At 66.2% G+C, this 15,987-nt stretch carries 17 protein-coding genes and 1 tRNA gene; 9 read left to right on the forward strand and 9 right to left on the reverse strand.

All coding sequences use genetic code 11. The features are described 5' to 3' along the window. Nucleotides 1-2,345, forward strand: a 2,345-nt coding sequence (locus SREC43747_RS0116815) for a lysylphosphatidylglycerol synthase transmembrane domain-containing protein (RefSeq protein ID WP_236623244.1), incomplete at its 5' end; no start/stop codon positions are given. Between the two features lie 106 nt (nt 2,346-2,451). Here SREC43747_RS0116815 and SREC43747_RS0116820 read toward each other — a convergent pair. After that, nucleotides 2,452-2,736, reverse strand: coding sequence for a WhiB family transcriptional regulator (locus tag SREC43747_RS0116820; protein WP_277675388.1), 285 nt, complete (start codon nt 2,734-2,736; stop codon nt 2,452-2,454). A 715-nt stretch (nt 2,737-3,451) separates the two neighbouring features. Continuing rightward, on the reverse strand, nt 3,452-4,252 hold the full coding sequence (locus tag SREC43747_RS0116825) for an SAM-dependent methyltransferase (RefSeq protein WP_029722498.1): 801 nt from the start codon (nt 4,250-4,252) through the stop codon (nt 3,452-3,454). Between the two features lie 428 nt (nt 4,253-4,680). On the opposite strand from SREC43747_RS0116825, the gene SREC43747_RS0116830 reads away from it, so the two are divergent. The 5 genes from SREC43747_RS0116830 to SREC43747_RS0116850 all read left to right on the forward strand — a co-directional run bounded on the left by SREC43747_RS0116830 (nt 4,681) and on the right by SREC43747_RS0116850 (nt 7,950). Beyond that, nucleotides 4,681-4,998, forward strand: coding sequence for an Hsp20/alpha crystallin family protein (locus SREC43747_RS0116830; RefSeq protein ID WP_236623245.1), 318 nt, complete (start codon nt 4,681-4,683; stop codon nt 4,996-4,998). Nucleotides 4,999-5,040: 42 nt separating this feature from the next. Beyond that, a complete protein-coding gene (locus SREC43747_RS0116835) occupies nt 5,041-5,877 on the forward strand; it encodes a hypothetical protein (protein WP_037332389.1) in 837 nt (278 codons plus the stop codon). 405 nt (nt 5,878-6,282) lie between these two features. Beyond that, nucleotides 6,283-7,131 (forward strand): trehalose-phosphatase, encoded by an 849-nt coding sequence (gene otsB / locus SREC43747_RS0116840; RefSeq protein WP_051388109.1) that lies wholly within the window; start codon nt 6,283-6,285, stop codon nt 7,129-7,131. Then, nucleotides 7,128-7,559 (forward strand): universal stress protein, encoded by a 432-nt coding sequence (locus tag SREC43747_RS0116845; protein WP_029722502.1) that lies wholly within the window; start codon nt 7,128-7,130, stop codon nt 7,557-7,559. Before otsB ends, SREC43747_RS0116845 begins: the two co-directional genes overlap by 4 nt. Before the next feature lie 100 nt (nt 7,560-7,659). After that, nucleotides 7,660-7,950 (forward strand): DUF1540 domain-containing protein, encoded by a 291-nt coding sequence (locus tag SREC43747_RS0116850; RefSeq protein WP_029722505.1) that lies wholly within the window; start codon nt 7,660-7,662, stop codon nt 7,948-7,950. An 18-nt stretch (nt 7,951-7,968) separates the two neighbouring features. Here SREC43747_RS0116850 and SREC43747_RS0116855 read toward each other — a convergent pair whose 3' ends face one another. Both SREC43747_RS0116855 and SREC43747_RS0116860 read right to left on the reverse strand, forming a co-directional pair. Beyond that, nucleotides 7,969-8,247: an FHA domain-containing protein gene (locus SREC43747_RS0116855; RefSeq protein WP_236623246.1), complete on the reverse strand. Its 279-nt coding sequence runs from the start codon at nt 8,245-8,247 to the stop codon at nt 7,969-7,971. 282 nt (nt 8,248-8,529) lie between these two features. Then, the gene (locus SREC43747_RS0116860; RefSeq protein ID WP_201768722.1) at nt 8,530-8,979 is read right to left on the reverse strand and encodes a DUF6789 family protein; all 450 of its coding nucleotides are present in this window, start codon (nt 8,977-8,979) and stop codon (nt 8,530-8,532) included. 155 nt (nt 8,980-9,134) lie between these two features. On the opposite strand from SREC43747_RS0116860, the gene greA reads away from it, so the two are divergent. The 3 genes from greA to SREC43747_RS0116875 all read left to right on the forward strand — a co-directional run bounded on the left by greA (nt 9,135) and on the right by SREC43747_RS0116875 (nt 10,451). After that, complete coding sequence (greA, locus tag SREC43747_RS0116865) at nt 9,135-9,623, forward strand: transcription elongation factor GreA (RefSeq protein WP_029722508.1); 489 nt, start codon at nt 9,135-9,137, stop codon at nt 9,621-9,623. A 125-nt stretch (nt 9,624-9,748) separates the two neighbouring features. Continuing rightward, nucleotides 9,749-10,243 carry an MSMEG_6728 family protein gene (locus SREC43747_RS0116870; protein ID WP_029722509.1) on the forward strand — a complete coding sequence of 165 codons (495 nt, stop codon included), beginning with the start codon at nt 9,749-9,751 and terminating at the stop codon, nt 10,241-10,243. Nucleotides 10,244-10,377: 134 nt separating this feature from the next. Beyond that, nucleotides 10,378-10,451, forward strand: a tRNA-Pro gene (locus tag SREC43747_RS0116875). Between the two features lie 80 nt (nt 10,452-10,531). Here the strand turns inward: SREC43747_RS0116875 and SREC43747_RS0116880 are convergent. The 5 genes from SREC43747_RS0116880 to SREC43747_RS0116905 form a co-directional block, all read right to left on the reverse strand. Continuing rightward, the gene (locus tag SREC43747_RS0116880) at nt 10,532-11,731 is read right to left on the reverse strand and encodes a site-specific integrase (RefSeq protein ID WP_029722510.1); all 1,200 of its coding nucleotides are present in this window, start codon (nt 11,729-11,731) and stop codon (nt 10,532-10,534) included. 609 nt (nt 11,732-12,340) lie between these two features. Next, on the reverse strand, nt 12,341-13,429 hold the full coding sequence (gene wecB / locus SREC43747_RS0116890; RefSeq protein ID WP_029722513.1) for a non-hydrolyzing UDP-N-acetylglucosamine 2-epimerase: 1,089 nt from the start codon (nt 13,427-13,429) through the stop codon (nt 12,341-12,343). A 16-nt stretch (nt 13,430-13,445) separates the two neighbouring features. Beyond that, nucleotides 13,446-14,096, reverse strand: a complete 651-nt coding sequence (locus tag SREC43747_RS0116895; protein ID WP_029722514.1) for an NUDIX hydrolase — start codon at nt 14,094-14,096, stop codon at nt 13,446-13,448. Next, nucleotides 14,093-14,863 carry a sugar phosphate nucleotidyltransferase gene (locus SREC43747_RS0116900; RefSeq protein ID WP_236623248.1) on the reverse strand — a complete coding sequence of 257 codons (771 nt, stop codon included), beginning with the start codon at nt 14,861-14,863 and terminating at the stop codon, nt 14,093-14,095. Before SREC43747_RS0116900 ends, SREC43747_RS0116895 begins: the two co-directional genes overlap by 4 nt. A 20-nt stretch (nt 14,864-14,883) precedes the next feature. Then, the coding region (locus tag SREC43747_RS0116905; protein ID WP_236623249.1) for a phosphoenolpyruvate carboxykinase (ATP) at nt 14,884-15,987 on the reverse strand (1,104 nt) is incomplete at its 5' end.

Raw genomic sequence — 15,987 nt, forward strand, 5'->3', positions numbered from 1 at the left:
CAGGAGCCGAACCAGATCAGCACGCTCCACGCGGGATCGGTGATCGACGGTATCGCCCGCACGACGCCGTGCGACTGCTCCTGGCCGCTGGCCTGTTGGCCGGGACCACCCTGCTGGCGTTGATCCCGGTGGGGCAGCTCGAATTGGCCGTGTACCGGCAGGTGCGGGCGATACCGTCGATCACCGATCCCGCGTGGAGCGTGCTGATCTGGTTCGGCTCCTGGGCCGGTATCGCCGGACTGGCCGCACTCGCGTTCTACTTCAAGCGAATGCGCGTGGGGGTGCTGTGCGCGGTGGGTGGTTCCCTGGCCTGGGCCGCCTCCAGCGCTCTGCACCTGTTGCTCGGTCCTCGCGAAACACCGTTCGCGACGGCCACGGTTTCGCCCGGGTTCCTGTTCCCGGCGGCCAGTGTGGCGATCATGGCGGCGCTGGCCGTGATCTGCACACCGTACTTGGGGCGGGTCGTCCGGCACATCGGCTGGATCCTCACCGTGCTGGTGGCGGTGGCGGACGTGCACCTGGGCTACCACCTGCCGTTGGGGGCGCTCGGCGGGGCACTGCTGGGTTGGGGCGTCGGGGCTCTCCTGCACCTGCTGTGGGGAGCGCCCGGCAGGAAGGTTTCCGAGGAGGTGGTGCTGCACGAACTGGAACTGGCAGGTCTGCGGCCGGTGCACATCACGGGGTTGCGCTATCGGCTGACCGATCCGAGGGAATTCCAAGTCCTCACCGCGGACCAGCAGACCTTGCGGGTCAAGGTCATTCGCCGGATCGGTCGTCGGGCGGGCTTCTGGCACAAGCTGGGCCGCATGCTCACGGTGCTCGAGGCCCAACCAGCACCGCAGTTGTCCTCGCGCCTGCACGAAGCGGAGCACGAAGCGTACATGACGCTGCTGGCCTCCCGCGCCGGTGTGCGGACCCCACCGATCGTACTGGCGTGCGACTTCAACTACCTCCCTCCGCTGTTGGTGGTGAGGGAGATCCCCGGCCGCAGGCTGACCGAGCTCGAGCCGGAAGAGATCGACGACGCCCTGCTCGACGAGATCTGGCGGCAGATCGCGGCGCTGGCCGGAGCGCGCATCGCCCACCACGATCTGCGGGCGAAGAACGTCCTGGTGGACGACGAGAAGCAACCGTGGTTGTTGAGCTTCACGTTCGCCCAGGCCGGGGCGAACCCGGGTCGACTCGCCCTGGACCTGGCGGAAGCCCTGCTGTCCGTCTCCGCCGTGGCCGGTGTGGACCGGACGGTGACCAGTGCCATGCGAGTGCTTTCCGGGCAGGAGCTCTCCGCGGCGCTGGTCAACTTGGTGCCGCTGGCCCTGCCGCGGCGCATTCTGGCCCAGGCGGATGTGGGCCGGCAGTTGTTGACGGAATTGCGCGAGACCCTCGCCGACAGGACCGACCAGCCCATTCCCGGTTTTCGTTCCCCGGTGCGCCCGGCCAGCGCCATCGGCCTCGTGCTGATCGGTGCTGCCGTCTACCTGCTGCTGCCGGAACTGTCCAGCATGCAAGAGGTCGTCGACGAATTGCGGACTGCGGACTGGGGTTGGCTGGCTGTGGCGACGGCCACCGGTTTCCTCGGGGTCCTCATGTCCGCCATCTCGATCCTCGGATCCAGCCGGACCGCGCTCCCCTTCTGGAAAACCCTGGCGGTGCAGGTCGCGGCGGCGTTCACCGGCCGGACGACCCCGGCCGGGGCCGGCTTCTTCGGCATCAACCTCGTTTTCCTGGAGCGCCTGGGGCTGCGTCGCTCGCTGGCAGTGGGTGTCACGTTGCTCAACCAGGCGGCGACCGGAGCGGTCGCCTTCCTGATGTGCGTCGTCGGCGTCTTCGGACTCGGGCTTTCGGGCACGTTCGCCAACCTGTCGACCCCGACGGGTTGGCAAGTGCTGTTGCCCGTGGTCGGCGGGTTGATCGCGGTGGGAGTCCTGCTGTGGTCCCCGTTCGGACGGCGCCGCATCGTCCAGCCGGGGCTGGAGGTGGCGTCGGAGCTGCTGCAGGTGTTCCGCCACCCGGTGCGAGCCGCGCAGCTGTGCGGTGGGGCCCTCGGATACCTGGTCGTCTCCGGCTACGGGCTGGCCGCCTGCCTTTCAGCGCTGCAGGCCGAGTTCTCCCTCATCGCAGTGGTGGTGGTGTTCACCGCCGGCAACACCATCGGACATCTGGCGCCCTCTCCCGGCGGCATCGGCGCGGTGGAGGCGTCCCTTGTGGCCGGGCTGACCGCGATCGGCATTTCCCCGACTTCTTCGATCACCGCTGTGCTGATTTCCCGGCTGCTCACCTATTGGCTGCCGGTACTTCCGGGGATCGCCATGTTCCGGTACCTGCAGCACCGGCAGGTCATATGAGACCGGGGTTGTGCGCCAAACACAGCGAAGGCCCGGGAGCTCCGGGCCTTCGCTGTGTTCTTTGGGCGAGTCAGTCCGCGGTGGCTAAGGCACCACGATCACCAAGTCAGGCGTTGGCGCGGCTCGACCGGGTGCGGGACGCCCGGCGGGACAGCTGCCGGCGCTCCCTCGAGGTGTAGCCGCCGAAGATACCGAAGTCCAGACCATTTTCCAGCGCATCTGCCAAGCACTGGGAGGCAACCGGACAGCGAGCGCAGACCGCCTTGGCCCGCTTGGCTTGCTCGGCTCCCAGGCCCACTTCGGATACCGGGAAGAACAGTTCGGGGTCTTCGTCTCGGCAAGCAGCGCGTTCTCTCCAGTCAGAACCGCGGTACCCGCCCATGTCCGACATTGCGGTGCCTCCTTCTCGCACGGATTCGCGCACAGCGAACCCACTGCACCCTTGAGGTGCGCGGTTGAAGTAATTCGATGACGTGCATATTGGTGGACACACGCACAGCAGCGCGCGTTTGAGGGCGCCGTGCGATGTCCGAAGTCTTCGCGAGGGCGGCACGCGGTGTTTCCACCATTTCCGCCCGCTGATCAAGGATAGCGATTTTTTAACCTCGGAGACACCAAACGAGACTCGTGTCACGAGCGCCGCTGATCTTGATCATCTTACCGTTCTCGATCAGTTTCGTAAAGTGTTCGATCGAACACCCAATGTGTTGATCACCGTTTGGCAACGGCTCTCCGCAGAGTGGCAAACAATCCACTGGCGCGCAAACCAGCCAGCACCATTCCAGTTTGGACACCTTGCTCGGCAAGGGGCCGACCGACCGGCCTTCGCCAAGAGGAGGAAGCGATGCCCTTCCACTTGCGCCACAGTGGAAGGGCATCGGCCGCGGAAACCCACACCCGGACCGCGGCGCTCATTGGGGCGACCACCACGCGCAGCCGAGGGAACTGCTGCGGCCCCTCCTGTTCGAAACTCCCGCACCCCGCTTCACCCGATCGAGGTCAGCGGATGGGGGCCGGCGCGGAAAGCAGTCCGCCGAGCGAACCGCACCGGCCATTCCCAACCAGGACCGTCTCCGTCGACCGCCCACGCCGCAATCGACGACCGGTCAGTTCTTCTTCCCCACTCCACCGAAGAAGATGTAGTTCTCCGGATTGGAAGTGGTTTCAGCGTCCGGACGCCACTCGGGAACGAAAACGGCACCCGGGGACACCAGTTCGAAATCGCCGAAGAGATCCTTGATCCACTCCGGCGACCGGGCCACCGCTGGGTTGCTGCTGGTCGCGTACAGGTCTTCCAGGGCCTTCATCTCTTCCGGCCGAGCCGCATCCGTGGCGTGCGTGATCGCCAAGTAGCTCCCGGAGGGCAGGGCCTCCCGGAAGCGCGCAACGAGCTTTTCGGGTTCGTCGTCATCGGGAATGAAGTGCAGCAGAGCCAGCATCAGCAGCATCACCGGCTCGTCGAAGTCGATCAGCCGAGTCGACTCCTCCAGCAAGTGGTCCGGGTCACGGACATCGCCGCGGACGATGATCGCGTTGTCGTTGTTCGCCAGCAGCAGCTCGCTGTGGGCCACCGCCACCGGCTCGTTGTCCACGTAAACCACCCGAGCCTGCGGATCCACCGCCTGGGCCACCTCGTGCACATTGCCCACGGTCGGGATGCCGGAACCGAGGTCCAAGAACTGGCGCACACCGGAATTCAACCCGAATAGCACTGCCCTGCGCAGGAAGTCCCGGTTTGCTTGGCACGACAGCGCCACCCCCGGGAAAACCTCCTCTGCTTTTCGAGCGAATTCGCGGTCCGCTTCGAAGTTGTGGCTGCCACCGAGGAAAGCGTCGTAAGCTCGGGCAGCACTCGGCTTCGTAACGTCAACACCAGCCGGAACCCAGCTCTCCACCGGCTCTGTCATGCGCCCTCCTCATCGTCTGGCCGCGCTGCACATCGACTTGGTCACCACGGACCGGGATGCCAACCCGTGAGTTTATGCTCAGCAACCCTGCTCAAATAGCTTTTCTCAGCAATCGGATCCGCATTTTTCCCGCCGGCCGGCTTCCACTTGACGCGAGCGACCTCCCGCAATCGGCCAACCGCGGCATTCCTCCGTCCTCGTCCCGTTCCGTACCGAACGGTCTGATCCACTCGAAGACCAGCCATGACCATGGCCGGCACCGTTTTGCCCCGAGCGCACCGGGGGTACTCCGAGGACGGCAAAGCAGTGACCGATCAGCTGTTGAGGAGCGGTGCACTATGCCGAGCATGCTTCCTCGCCCGAGCATGACGATGCCCGAGGTTTTCCACTGGTTGGAATCCGGGTGGCCGTTCGGCGAACACCAGCCCATGCGGACCGAGACCTACGTCGACCAAGGCGATTTCGTCGTCCGGTGCGAGCTGCCCGGAGTGGATCCCGAAAAGGACATCCACATAAGGGTGGAAGGAAATCAGCTGGAAATTACCGCGGAACGAAAGAGCGAGGAGCGAAGCAGCCAGCACAGCGAATTCCATTACGGGACCTACAGCCGCACCATGTTGCTGCCCGACAACTGCAATCTGGATGAGATCAAAGCAGAGTACGAGGCAGGAATTCTGACCATTCGAGTCCCGCAACAAGAAGGCGGGAGCAGTCGGGAAATCCCGGTGATGCGAACCGGGAAGTGAGCCGGTGAACTCCGGATTCACTCGGTGCGATCGGAGCGGCGAATGCAGAACATTGCGACACCGCCGGTTTTGTCACAAGACGACCTCGCCGAGGCGGTCGAGTTCACCGACCACACGGTCTGGCCGCCGAACGGTCGTCTCTGGGAACTCCGGGTGCACCGGCACGCGGTCGAACTGCACTCCGTTCACCCGTCCCAGCGACCGGCTGACGTGGAATCGGGGCACCGGCTCTCGCGGCTCGCGGGAGGAGCGGCGCTGTTCAACCTGCGCCTCTGCCTGCTCCACAAGCAGATCAAACCCGTGGTCACCCTGCTACCGCGGTTGGCCCCTGCCAGCACGTTGGCAACAGTGCGCACGACCGGGCGCAGCACCGCTCCCCCCGCCGAGCTGGCCGCGCTGTACGCCTGTGCCCAGCACACCGGTGCACCGCCGCTCCGGACCGAACCCTGCGAGTCGTACGAACAGGCGACCCTCGTCCGCGCAGCCAGAGAAGAGCAGAGCTGGCTGCATTTGTTGAGCCCGGAGCAAACCGGCCCAGCTTTGGAGCTAGCGGTCCCGGGCGGTTCCTCAGCGGCAGCGTTGGAGTTCACCAGTGCTTTCTCACCGGAACTCGCGGTGCTGGGATCACCCCTCGGCAGCCGGGAAGCCGATCTGCTGGCGGGGCAAGCGCTGCAGCGCGTGTGGCTGACCGCGCGGCACTTCGGCTTGAGCATCGCGGTGCACCTGCTGACGAGCCACGAAGCTCGCAGCGGGATCCGCCAACTCATCGGCGGCGGTTTCTTCCCGCAGGCACTGCTCAGCATCGAACCCTCCGCACCGATCCCCACGCCTCGCCCCAGTGCTGAGGAGGAATTCAGCAGCTCCCCCCGCACGGCTTGACCGGCCCGTCGGGAAGCTGCAGAGGGGGAACAGCCGGAAAGTGGTCGAAATGGTGAAGACCGAACCCAGCCGCCAGCACACCGCCCCACACCCCCGGGGGAGGCACGGTGGAGGGCGTCGAATCGACCGGCATCCGGCTGTTCGACCAGCGAGCTGCTGGTCAGCTGACCAGCAGCGTTCGACCCCCGGTTGGTCACCGGGGAGGCGGCAGGGGGCTCACCGGACTTCCCCCGGCAACGGGCCGGCCACGGCATGCACGAGCTCCCGGCCTCCGTCGTGCACCTCGCACACCTTGCCGAAGCGGGCGCGCGGGGCTGCGCAGCACCGGTGCTCACCGCGGCCGCTCAGATCGACCGGGCGGCATCGGAGCAGCGGCCCCCGCAGACTTGTTCAGGAGGCCTCGTTGTGACCAGCGAAGTGGCCCAGCAACCGCTTTCCGCACTTCCCGATGCCCTGGAGCACTGGGACGAGATAGCTGCTCGGCTGGCGCACCGCCAGCTCGTGCTGGTGCTCGACGTCGACGGAACGCTCGCCGGCATAGAGAGCGTGCCCAGCGCGGTGGTCGTCCCGGAGAAGAACCGGGAACTCCTGCAGGAGCTCGCCCAGCACTGCGTCGTGGCCGTGCTCAGCGGTCGAGAACTCAGCGACGTGCACCGTCTCGTCGACTTGCCCGGTCTGTGGTACGCGGGCAGCCACGGGTTCGAGATCACCGCACCGGACGGCAGCCAGGAGGTCCACGAGGCCGGGAACAAGGCGCTGCCCGGTCTGGACCGGGCCGAGCGGATGCTCGGCGAGGCACTGGAAGACGTTCCGGGAGTGCTGCTGGACCGCAAGCGGTTCGGGCTGGCGGTGCACTACCGCAACGTCGCCGACGACGCGGTGGAGCAGGTGATCACCGAGGCCCACCGTGCAGCGGAGAACTCACCCGAGCTGCGCGTGACATCCGGACGGCAAGTGATCGAGCTGGTTCCCGCGGTCAACTGGAACAAGGGGTATGCGCTGCGCCGGATCCTGGTCCTGACCGGCATGGCCGACCACCCCGACCTGCTACCGGTGTACGCCGGCGATGACTACACCGATGAGGACGCCTTGCAAGTGGTGCACACCAGTGGGCTGGGATTCGTCGTTCGCAGCACGGAGCACGGGGACCGTCCTACTTGGGCGCACTACGCACTGGCCGATTCGGGTTCCCTGAGCGAGCTGCTGACCCGCATCGCGTCCTTGGAAGCGGATCCTGCCAGGAGGAAGCCATGAACCAGCCGCCCCAGTACACGATCGTCGTCGGCGTCGACGGATCGGAAACCTCCAAGGCCGCACTGCGCTGGGCCCTCTGGCACGCGGGGCTGGTCAACGGCAGCATCGTCGCGGTGCAAGCGTGGGACGTGCCGTACCTCTACAACTGGGAGCTGCCCGGCCCGGAGGATTTCGCCCACAAAACAGGGCAAGCGCTGGAACAAACGATCCGCGAGGTGGCCGGCGAGTCCACAGTGCCGATCACCAAGGAAGTGGCCCACGGGCACGCAGCGCAGGCACTGCTGGACGCTGCGGAGGAGAACAACGCCAGCTTGTTGGTGGTGGGCAGCCGCGGTCGAGGCGGTTTCACCGGGGCCCTCCTCGGATCGGTCAGCCACCACTGCGTGACCCACGCGCACTGCCCGGTCCTCGTCGTGCCGGGAAGCTGACCCGCTTCCTCCGTGGGCCCGCTTCCAGGTGACTCGAGTGGCTGGTTCGAACCACTGGCGGCAGGGTTACGGGTGACCCCTTCTACCCGAGGAGGCCGCAATGGAAATGCCAGTGATCACCAAGTGCACGGTCAACAACTGCGCCTACAACCAAGAGGACAAGTGCCACGCGCTCGCGATCACCATCGGTGAACCCTCGCAGGCGCAGTGCGGCACGTTCACCACCATCCCCGTCCAGGGCGGCGACCCTCAGATCACCGGGCACGTCGGAGCCTGCAAGACGGCGGACTGCCAGTACAACGTGGGCCTCGAATGCCAAGCGCCGGGAATCACCGTCGGAACGCAGGAGAACATCGTGGACTGCTTGACCTACCAACCGCAGCCGGCCTGACCCGCGCCGGCGGATCACCTACCAGCCGGCGCGGAAGTAGAACCGGGCTTTCCCCACCCAGATCTCGTCTCCGTCTGCGAGCTCGGCCTCGCCGACCAACCTGCGATTGAGATAGGTCCCGTTGAGCGAGTCGCCGTCGCGCAGGTAGTACCGCCCCTCCCACTGGTACAGCTCGGCGTGGAAACGGGACACGGTCGGGTCGTCGATCACCAGTTCGCAGTTGCGGTCGCGGCCGATGGTGGTGCGCTCCGCAGCGAGCACGATCTGCTTGCCGGCCTCCGGCCCGCGGGCAACCACCAAGCGAGCTGCGGTGTCCTCGGCCGACTCGCGTGGAGTCGGGACAACAGGACCGACTTGGGAAGGGGCTGAAAACTCGAACTGAGGTCTGGTGGCTTCCTGCCCAGCAGTGCTCGGTCCAGTCCTGCTCCTGATCTCCATAGCGCTCCCTCTGCCCATGCGTCATCACCGGCGGATACAACGCAAGAATGCCCAAAAGTGCCGATCCCCCGCTTGGGCCTTAGGTCCCGTTCTTGCCGGGATCCGATCCGGTCGGTGCGGGAACGGATGATTGGTCCGCGGTCACGGTCGCGGCGCCAGCCCGCCCGCCACCACAACCCCGTAGAGGGCGTGATCAGCCACCAGAGCCGCCCGGGCCAGCAGCTTGCGCCGCTCCGGGTGTCGCAGGCCCAGCACCGGCGCGATCGCCGCTTCGAAGACCAGCCACACCGCCACGCCGTAGCACGGCCCCGCCCACCACTGCTGGCGAATTCGCTCCGGCAGGAGGGCGTAGACCACTCCGCCAGCGACCCCGTAGACGCAGTGCGCTCCTTCGACCAGCGCGGTTCTCCCACCGGTCGGCAGCTTCCGCATCGTGCGCGGCGCGGAGAGCTCGACGACTTGTTCGGGCGGGGTGCGCCGCATCAGCCCGAGGCTCCCGGTGACGGTTCGCAATCCGCTCATGGCCAACGCAGCCACCAGGCCACGCGCCCCGGCCCTGGCCAATTCCGGGCTCTCCTGCCCCTTCCGCACTCCACCACAATCCCACTGATCCCACCGGTCCGCACCGGAATGCCCCCAGGTGTAGTCGGGCTGAGCAGCGGGTATTTCGGATGAACAGCACCCCGGGAGAGGCGCCGGTCCCCGGTGCCCACGCTCCCGCGACCGACCAGCGAGAGGTGCAGACCGTGAGCGAGCCCGAAACGACCTGGCTTACGCAGGGCGCCTATGACCGGCTCAAGCAGGAGCTGCAAGAGCTGATCGCGAACCGGCCCATCATCGCCGAGGACATCGGCAACCGCCGCGAGGAGGGCGACCTCCGGGAGAACCAGGCGTACCAGGCAGCCCGCGAGGACCAGGGCAAGCAGGAAGCCCGGATCCGGCAGCTCCAGCACCTGCTGAACCACGCGAGGGTCGGGGTACCGCCGCAAGACCGCGGGGTGGCCAGCCCCGGAATGATGCTGACGGTCCGCTACGAGGACGAGGGCGAAACCGAGTCGTTCCTGCTGGCGTCCCGGGCGGCCGGCACCGAAGGGCCGATCGAGGTCTACTCCCCCGAGTCCCCGCTGGGGCGCGCTCTGCTGGGCGCTCGCGAAGGGGAGACCCGGGAGTACGAGGTCCCCAGCGGGGACAGCATGCACGTGACGCTGCTCAAGGCCGAGCCGTACCAGACGTGACCGCTGGGACGCCTGGGGCCGGGCCACCTGGCGGTCGGGAGGCAGCAGATCTTGAGGGCGGGGCAAGGGGTCCGTTCGCTCACTTCGCGGTTAACCGGCACTTCCCCGCGGGTATCGTTCCGGGAGTGCAGACGTTCCTGCCCTACCCCAGCTTCGAAGCCACAGCTGAGGTGCTCGACCGGGCGCGCCTGGGCAAGCAGCGAGTCGAGGCTCTGCAAATACTGCGCGCTCTCACCGTGCCCGGCTACGGGTGGCAGCACCACCCGGCCGTGGCGATGTGGGCGGGTTACGAGGAGGCGCTCGCCTGCTACGGGTTGACGATCTGCGCGACGTGGACCGCAGCAGGGCGCAAGGACACCTGCGCCGCCACCATCCAGACGGATTTCGAGGCCGCGACGCACCGGAGGCTCATCCGCAGCTGGTCTGCGTTGCGCACCGCCGGTGAGCTACCCCCTTGGCTGGGTGACCCGGATTTTCACCGCGCACACCAGTCAGCGCTGCTGCGCAAGAACCGCGAATACTACCTCCGCTACTTCCCGGACGTGCCGGACGACTTGCCGTACGTCTGGCCCGAGTCGGACCGCCCCCGCACGCGGCTGCGGCACGACCGCGCGCGTTGAGCGCAGCAGTGGGCCTGGCTGCCGGTGGAGCGCGGCCGCAGGCGGAAAACAGCAGGTAGGAGCACCAACCCGACCCCCGGTGATCGCCCGTTTGGTGGTGCGTTAGACTGTGGACACACCAGTTGAGGTGAGGCCGGGACGTAGCGCAGTTTGGTAGCGCACTTGACTGGGGGTCAAGGGGTCGTGGGTTCAAATCCCGCCGTCCCGACAGGAGAGAAGCCCGTTGGCTTGGCTCAAATTGCCAGGTCAGCGGGCTTTTCGCGTTCACTGACCCTCGAACGCGTCGTGCTACATCGCTCTGAGCTGGGGACCACTTGGGGACCCGCGGTTCAGGAACGCTGAGAGCGCGGCACCAGCGGCGTGGATGGCTTGTTGGTCCGGGTGCAGGTACCGCTGGGTTGTCGTGATGTTCCCGTACCCCGCGACCTTGCGGAGGACATGCAGAGGAACCCCCGCGTCGGCCATCCACGTCAGCCCGGTGTGCCGGAGATCGTGGCGCCGGAGGTGCTCGTAACCGAGCTGGGTCACCACCTCGTCCCAGTGCGTGGCATCACGCAACACCGCAGTGGTGATCCGCCCGCCCCGTGGTCCTTTGAACAGCCGTGCGTTCGGATCGTGGTTGAGCGAAGCAATGCGTCGCTGCACCAGCTCACGGATCTCCGGAATGAGCGGAACCGTGCGGGCGCGCTTGCCCTTGGTCCCCTTGTCAACAAGCCCTCCTGGACCTGTGGTCGTCTGGCGGCGCACGGTCCACGTCCACGACCGGGTGTCGATATCCCCAACCCTGCATCCGGACACCTCGCCGATGCGAGCCGCCGTGCACGCCGCAAAGGTGACAACTTCTCCCCACCCTGCGAAACGGTCCGCTGATCGCTCAACAAGCGCATCCGCCAGCTTGGCCAACGCGTCCCAGTCCGGCAGCGCAAGCGACCGCGGGTCTTCGAGTTCGTCCTCCGCAGCTCTGAATGCTGACTGCCAACCGGATACGTGCGCTGGGTTCCGATCGATGATGCCGTCTCTTACGGCCTGCTCCATTACTCGCACGAGAACGGCGACCGTGTTCTTGACAGTCGACTTGCTGCATTCATCAGCAATCCAACCGTGCACGGCACGATCCACAACCCCATTAGTGACCATACGTACTGGGATATGCCCCAGAGTGGGCACGACCCTCTTTCTCCATCCGGCGAGGTACGGGTCTTTCGTTTTCGCCTCAAGGCCGCGGAGCGCAAATCCCATCACCGCGTGTCCGTAATCGGCGAGTTTCTTCGTTGCCGCATCCGGATCGACGCCGGATTCGGCCGCGCGCTTCATTTCGTCAATCCAGAGTTTCGCCGCCTCGGCAGTCGCAACGTGTTCCGACTTCGACTTCCGAAGCTTCGATACCGGATCAATCCAGCGAACGCGCGCTTTGTAAGGTAGCTTTCTCCCTTCTCGGTACTCGACGTCCGCGGAGAGCTTCACCCCGATAGGGGGCATGTCACTCATGGGGCCACCTCACCGGGCGTGATCCGGCGAGAGTTCAACCAGTTCTCTACGTCCTGGACGTGGTACATGGTGACCCTCTCGGAGATCTTCACGAAGGGAGGACCTTGGGGAGGCATCATCGTCCTCCACCGCCGTAGCGTGGAGCTGTCCACCCCGAGCTTGCCGGCCAACTCCTCAGTCGTGAGCCACCGCGCTTGCAGTAGATCCATCGTCATCGCCCACTTCCACACAGATGCTCTTCTCCAAGCCGAGAACGTCGCCCTGTTGGACTGACGAAGGAGAAACGGCATTCCGTTCTCCACCCAGACACGCCTTCCGGCACGAACGGCGACCGTATCGATTCTGGCTTGCCGCCTACGCCGAGGGGTTCGTTTCCGGCAGAACGTGCGGTGTGTACCAGCCTGGCACCTACCGTTCACACCTGTCCGATTCTGAACAGCACTCGATCGGGTAGCCGGTCAACACGCTCGTTTGCCGAACGGTGGGAGTGAGAAGAAGAGACAGACCGCGTATTGTCGATCTCGCATGGAAGAGGAAGGAAACGACGCGCCAGCCCCCGTAGACCGCCCGTACGGAGCTCATCATGGCGGAGCAACCACTGTCTCCCACTTACGCCGGGGCTGGCGCCGTTGCTTGCGCCACCCGCCACACTGACCTGACGATCACTTCTGAGGCCGTGCCGTCGCCGAAGGGAGACGGGGTGTGCGCTAAGACGCCGTGCAGGCGGTCGAGGTCGGACAGCCAGTCGGCCGCCGTCGTAGAGATGGCGGGGCCAGGCAAGACGCGGCGACCGAAGTGGGACTCGGTTTCGGGGCGCTCGTTGCTGCGGCGGACGATGAGGACCGGCCGTTTGAAGATGGTGACTTCTTCCTGGATACCGCCGGAGTCGGAAATGACGAGACCTGCGTGGCGGATCAACGTCAGCAGCGTCGGGTAGTCCAGCGGTCCGGGAAGACGCAGTGCGGCTGCGATGCGGTCGAGGCCGAGCGCGGTGATGTGGTGCTGGGTTCGAGGATGCAGGGGCAACAGGACTGGCACGGGCAGGTTGGCCAGTTCGGTGAGGATCCTCTTCAGCGCGGTGGTCTCGTCGGTGTTTTCGGGCCGGTGGAAGGTCGCCAGCACGAACCTGGTGTTCCTCAACCCCAGCTGCTCTAGGACGACGGCTTGATCGCTAGTGCTGGGCAGGAAGGCGGTCGCCGCTTCGACAATGGTGTTGCCGGTCAACGTGACCCGGTGCTCGGGGATCTGCTCGGCGAGGAGGTTGTCGTGGGCCAGGGGTGTGGGGGCGCAGCAGAGGTCGGCGAGGTGGTCGATGAGGATGCGGTGGTGTTCTTCGGGCATGGTGCGGTCGTGGCTGCGCAGTCCCGCCTCGACGTGGACGAGCGGGATGCCAGTGGTGTTGGCGGCGAGAGCGCCAGCCAGGGCGGAGGTGGTGTCGCCCTGCACGATCACCACCTCCGGCCGGTGAGCGCGGAAGGCACGATCGAGCGCGGCCGTGAAAGCACCGAGTTGTTCTCCCCTGCTGGCGCCTGGCGGCAGTCCCGTCTCGAGGACGAGATCGGGGGCGAGAAGGCTGTTCATGCCGCTGGTGTAGTGCTGGCTGGTGTGGATGATCAGCGCATCGCTACCGAGGCGGTCGGCGATGGGGGCAAGTTTGATCGCCTCGGGCCGGGTGCCGAGCACGAGTGCAACAGACATGGCGCTCCAAGACAGATCACCAGAACAGGTGACGGCGTTGGCCGTGGCAGTAGCGGTCGGCGGCGAGGAACAGCCGTAGGTAGAGCTGGTCGAGCGCGAGGTAGTTCGGCACCAGCTCGGCGCGGGTCAACACGCCCTCGGTATAAGTGGCGCCGCCGTCGGTGCGAGTGGCGTAGCGGGCGGCCACGGTGGTGACCTCCCCGTCGGCCAGCTGCACGGCGTCGTCCAGGTCAAGTTCGACCAGGCCGCGGACCTCGGCATCGGCGAACGGGATCTGCTCCAACTCCGTCTCGATCGGGAGCAGGTGCCAGTGCTGGAACTCGCGCTCCACGTAATCCGGTGCCAGCGTGACCGCGGTCTGCCGGACACCGATCGGGTGGACGTCCGAATACGACAGTCCGAGCCCGAGCTCTTCGCGTGCTTCCCGAATCCCGTCGGGGACCGTTTCGGCAGCGTGGTAGTGGCCTCCGACCGTGATGTCGGCGTAGTCGGGCCGGTCGAAGGAGTACCGGCCCGGGGTCTTCTTCTGCAACCACACCCGGCGCTTGGTCGGGTTGATCGCCAGTGCGGAGAAGGTGCGGTGCCACAACCCCTGTTGGTGGGCATGGGTTTTCTCGGCGGTGCCGCAGTGCTCGTAGCGGTCGGTGAAGATGTCGATCAGCGTCACGACGCTCCCCTGGTGTTGGACGTGGTTGCGTGCAGGTGTTGATAGCGCTGGAGGGCCTCCAGGTAGTGCTCGGGGTCGCCCACGGTGACCCACTGCCCTGCGACCCGATGAACCCGCACCGGCGCCTCGCCGGCCATGCGACCCACCGCGATACCCAGATCGACCTCACCCCGCGCGGCATCGCTCGGGACGAGTGCGTCGAGGATGCTCGGTCGCAGGACGAGCCGGGAGACGACCGCCAGTGGTTCCTCCACCGTGTGCGGGTGCGGACGCTGCCGAATCCCCACCACGGATTCCGGCATGTCGGGGTCGGTGTCGATGATCCCGAACGAGCGCACCTGCGAGACGTCGACCAGCTGCCCCGCGACCACCACTTCCGCAGCAGGAGTGCGCTCGCGCATGGCGGCGAGGTTGCTTCCCCGGGTGGGTTCGGCGAGCAGGAGATCATCACCGAAGGCCACGGCGAACGTCTCGCAGTCCACGAGACGCTCGCGCAGAGTCAGCAGCGGTGTGGCGTTGCCGTAGCCGTGGCTGAGGTCCTCCTCGACAGTCTCGACCGGGAGCCCTTCATCCTGGAGGAGGCTGACGTAACCAGGGACGACGGTATCTCCGGGACGGGTCACGACGATGACCTCACTGGCACCGGCCGCCAGGCACTCGTGGATCACGTGCTCGACCGCCGGTGTCGTGCCGACTGGCAGCATCTCTTTCGGCACCGCACGGGAAAACGGGCGGAATCGGGTGGCCGCCCCCGCGGCAGTCACCACAGCCGGGAACGATGTGCTCTTCATAGCAGGGTCCTTACATGCCGGGCGACGACCGCCTCGACCTCGTCGAGTGGACGCCGCGTGCCAAAGGAGACCACACAGGACGGAACCGATTCCGCGACCTCGTTGATGAGGTCGCGAGCGTGGTCGTGAAGGTCCTCGTCCGGGGTAACGCGTGGGATGAGCCACGGCAGTTGCCAGAACTCGTCGCGAGGCGTGAAACAGTTCTGCTCCAACACTGCGCGCGCTTGATCAGGCTGCAGCGGCTGGATGCGCGGACGAACATCGCCGTCACAGATCTGCGGCACCACGATCGCAGAAAGCCGCGATCCTGCCGTGAGATCGCCACCCAGCGCCCGGGCGAACTCCCGGGCGGTGAACTCGGCCTTGCGGGCCGCACCGAACTCCTTGGGCAAACTGGAAAGATCAGGCTGCGGTCGAGACAGACGCTTGGACACCTTCGCCAACTCGGGGACCGCTTCGAGCGTTCCCCTCCCCACCGGAACGGGCAGCGGCACCGCGATCAGACGGGCGCTCGGCTGCACGATGATGCGGTCGTTGGCGAGAAGATCGCCATCGAATGCCCGCAGCAGGCAGGACAGCAAGGTGGTCTTGCCGGCGTGTCGGGGGCCGCAGATCAGGACACCGTGCCCATGGAGATCCGCTGCCGCAGCGTGAAAGACGATCCCGGCGTTATCTTCGTAGGTGCGCAGCATCGCTTCGCGCATCATCCGCAGCGGATACGCATGGAGCTTGGATGCGCGGGGATCCAAGCGGAGCGTTATCCGCTTGCCCTGAATTCGAAGCGCCCACGCCGCAGGCAGCCCGTCGAGATGGTCGGTTACAGGAGTGATCGAGCGGGAACCATCGTGGTCCCGTGCCTCCCGCAGGATCACCCCGGGGGTCGGCTGGACCATCGTGTACGCGGTCCGCGCGATGTGCCCTGCGAGTGTTCGGCAGGTGCGTTCGTCGACTTCCACATCGAGGTGGAAGGAACCGAGATCCTGATCGCCAAGACGACCGGGCAGGTGTTGGGAAAGGTAACGCTGTTGCCCTGCTGACCACCGTGGCAGCCGCCGCACTGGTCGCTTCTCCAGCAGCCGCCGCCGAACCGCCCTCGTTCT

Source organism: Saccharopolyspora rectivirgula DSM 43747 (genome assembly GCF_000497205.1).
Classification (GTDB): domain Bacteria; phylum Actinomycetota; class Actinomycetes; order Mycobacteriales; family Pseudonocardiaceae; genus Saccharopolyspora; species Saccharopolyspora rectivirgula.